The organism is Brucella sp. IR068 (assembly GCF_049065885.1).
Taxonomy (GTDB): Bacteria; Pseudomonadota; Alphaproteobacteria; order Rhizobiales; family Rhizobiaceae; genus Brucella; species Brucella intermedia.
Genome location: NZ_JBAKHE010000038.1, coordinates 1 through 3,716, shown reverse-complemented (window position 1 = coordinate 3,716; position 3,716 = coordinate 1). Strand labels below are relative to the sequence as shown.

The following is a 3,716-nucleotide window of genomic DNA, read 5'->3' as shown; positions in this document are numbered from 1 at the left end:
TGGTTATAGACCGGTACGGGAAGCTGTCCTCCCGCACTATCGACCGTAACCTTGATGTCGGCCGAGACAGTGACACTGTTGGAATGCGTATTGCTGTAGCTGTCCTTGTCGGTTGCCCGCACATCGAAGTTGAACGTGCCGGTCTGGGTTGGGGTACCGCTCAGAACACCGGTTGCAGAATCCAGCGTCAGGCCCGGAGGAACGCTGCCTTCCAGGCTAAAGGTGTAGGGTTCGGTACCGTTCTCCGCATAAAACGTCCGCGCCTCAATTGCCTGCCCGTAAACGGCAGTCACAAGTTCACTCTTTTCCCGGATCATGACCCAGATATCGGGTGCCGCCTTGATGTTGATCTCTTTTGTCTGGCTCACCGCGGTGCCATGTTTGTCGGTCACAGTCACCTTGACGCTGGCAGCGCCAGCCTTCGTCGGCGTGCCCGTAACTGTGCCATCCGCATTCTGCGTCAGGCCCTCAGGCAGGTTCTCGAAGCTGTAGCTATAAGGCTCCGCACCGCCTCCAGCCGTAACCTGCACAGGACCATAGACAAGCCCCTCCTTGCCATCGACAAGCTGCGACAGATCAAGCGTAATCTCCGGTGCAGCAATCGTGAAACTCTCATCGCGCGTTTTGGTATAGCCCTCGGCGTCCGTCGCCTGGACCTTGAAGGAGAAACTGCCCGAAGCCTTGACCGTTCCGGTCAATTCACCGGTATCGGCGTTGAGACTCAGTCCAGCGGGAAGCTCGCCGCTTGCCACGCTCCATTTATACGGAGCGATGCCGTCTTCTGCCTTGTACTTCGCACTATAGACCTGATTATAGACCGGAACAGGCAGGTTGCCGTTAGTGTTATCGACCGAAATCTTGATGTCAGGCGGCGCTATTTCAACGGTATAGAAGCGCCAGCCGTTGGTCTCATCACTATTCGCGCCCTGATTGTTCACATCGCTGCCGCCAAGCCAGAATGTGTACGTCCCGGCCTTTCTCGGCTTGCCAGACAGCTCCCCTGTCGTCTCGTTGATGGAAAGTCCCGCAGGAGGCGATGTATTTACACCCGCCCTGTATTTATACGGTGCGATACCACCCGACGCCGAAATCGTTTGGCTATAGTCCACACCGACCTTGCCGTTAGACAAGGTCTCGGGGCTGATGGTTATAGACGGTGGGGCAATCGTAACGCTAATCCCGTTCACGTTACTGTAGCGGTTGGCGTCGGTGGCACGCACGCTAAAGGTAAAGGTGCCAGATTCCGTCGGCGTACCGCTCAGCACTCCGGTGCTGGCATCAATCTTCAGACCTCGGGGATACTTGCCCTCAAGCGTATAGGTGTAAGGGCTAATGCCCCGGCTCGCTTCAAACGTTACCGGGTCAATCGCCTTCCCATAAGTGGCAGAAACCTTTTTACCGTCCTTGATCGTGACCCAGATGTCCGGATCAAGGACTTTAATTTTGAATTCACCGCTTTCAACCGTCCATCCCCAAGCATCAGTTATCTTCAGCGTGTATGTGCTCGTGCCTGGTATGCTTGCGCGACCACCAACACGCAAATCGGTCCCATTAAATGACAGTCCACCCGCATCACCACTCATCCCCGTAATTCGAGCCAATCCTGGCAAGCCGGTCACCTTCGCCTCAAGTCGAACATCCTCCCCATACTTAAAAGGCCCCTCCCCATTCGGAACACTCACTTCCGCATGCGGCTCAAACCACGGGAGCTTAATGCCACCTTCTGCATAACCCGGGACCACGATATAAAGGGGCATTCCGTCTTTTGACCAACCGGCAACCTCCGACGCGCCCGCAGAAAAACTTCTGGTGGAGTAACTCAATGTCAGCCAATCGCCCGGTCCATACTCGATCTCAAGATTAACCCCCTTCAGCCACTTATCATCCTTGAAGCTCCAATTTCGGTTCCACCCGCCATAACAACCATGACACTGTACCTCTACCTTGTACGTCCAAGGCCGCCCTATATGAACCTCTCTCGACCCACCCTTATCAATAAACTGCAGATAGCCAGCGTTCGCATCGACCTGCGCACCTAGCACCAAGACAATGGTGAAGAGAATGGTAGCAATAATGGAACGAAGTTGGGCCAATTTCAGCAAGACGGACCTCGATGCGGAAGCGAAGAAGGCTTTGTTTTCAGACCAATTTGAACACAAACCAGAGCAGAATTACTGAATCTCTTTCGATTTGACTAGACGTTCATACTTATGTCAATTTTCATTTTGGAAGTGTTTTGCTAATGTTCTTATATTTTGATCGCTATGATTAACGCAATATGCACTACCAGACTGATTTTTCTAGGGACTTGCGGTTTTATCGACGATTGCTCTGGCGATTGCCTTATCGTTTCTTTCCGCCATCGGCGGCCCCGTGCAACAATATTTCTTAATTGCGCAGCCTTACACAACGATTGTCAATGAAACCACAACGCTCCGGACGGTAAACAGGCCAAAGCATCCAATTTACTTTCAGTATGACACCAATAGGTGTGCCGACAGGCTGATCAATTCGTTCGAAGTGTTGTTTTCAGAAAAAATTCCGCGGCTCGCAGGAAGGAATGTTTCGTTGATGGGCCAACGCTTGTCTGGCTGGGCAAGTGCGAGAAGTCTTGCCCGTAGAAGATGACGAGCTCGCCTTGTGATATGAGGCAATTGGATCGCTTGAAGGCCCTCGACCGCTCTCCCTGCTTATCTGATCCGTACGCCACCCGGGTCCACCGTCCCCGGAACAAGACCGCAGCTATGTTCCTGTCGTGGTGCTGATCGACCGCTACCGTGGCGAAGGTCAGTTGATACTGGCTGCAGCATGACGAGGGGCGTGTATTGGTCGGTCGGCGGGACTGACTGGTTCCGTTCAGCCAGTCCCGCCAGCTACAGGCTGGCGGATGAATGGACCCGGCAGCCTGTGCTTTTCATGTATGCGGGAGGTCCGGCTTTGTGATCGCGGTATTCGGCGCCTTCGCTCGGGCGTTGCGGCTTGCCGGTTCGCCGGGTCCCTTTCCGGATGGGGTTCGGGGAGAGACGATCTAGCTGATCTTGATGCCTTGTCCGATGAGGATTTTCTTGCCGTTGTCGAGTTCGGCCAACATGCCGTTGGACTGGATGGTGACGGACTTGACCACGCCCTTGACGCTGCCGTCGGTATTGGAGACGGTGCGACCGACCCAGCCTGCGGCCTGGGTAACGGAGGTGTTGGCGATAAGCGCGTCAAGCTTGCTGTTCATCTGCACGGCCTGTTCGACATTGGAGAAGGTGGCAAGCTGGCTGACATACTGGGTCGGATCCATGGGCTGGGTGGGATCCTGGTTCTGCATCTGGGTGACCAGAAGCTTCAAAAAGGCATTATAGTCGACGCTTGCCCGGTTTGCGGCCGAAGCCGCGGGGCCTGCGGGCCGGGACGGGTCAGCTGCAGCCGGACCGTTGGGAGCAAGGGCGAGCGGCGAGGTCGTGATCATGGTGTTTCCTTAAAATATCTGTGGCGTGCGGCGATGGATCCGGCGGTCAGCACTGACCTGCCGGTCCCTGCTACGTCTGACAGCTTGGCGGCCTGGCGGGGAATAACGCTGGCAAACGGGGCGATCCGGCCTGCGGCTTACATCCGATGCCGGCTATTTGAGATAGCGGAGCAGGCTTATATTCTGCAGCTGGACGGTCAGGGAGAACGCCATCTCCAGCTGCGTCTTCAATATATCGAAACGCGTTTTGGCCTCGTAG

The 3,716-nt window shown here is 55.1% G+C and carries 3 protein-coding genes; all 3 read right to left on the bottom strand.

Translation table 11 applies throughout. The features are described 5' to 3' along the window. A partial coding sequence (locus tag ACOWVS_RS23315; protein WP_420973177.1) for a putative Ig domain-containing protein occupies window positions 1-2,102 on the bottom strand: 2,102 nt, incomplete at its 3' end. Between the two features lie 926 nt (window positions 2,103-3,028). Next, window positions 3,029-3,457, bottom strand: coding sequence for a flagellar hook assembly protein FlgD (gene flgD / locus ACOWVS_RS23310; RefSeq protein ID WP_075042539.1), 429 nt, complete (start codon window positions 3,455-3,457; stop codon window positions 3,029-3,031). Window positions 3,458-3,610: 153 nt separating this feature from the next. Next, on the bottom strand, window positions 3,611-3,716 hold a 106-nt coding region (locus tag ACOWVS_RS23305), incomplete at its 5' end, for a flagellin (protein WP_420973167.1).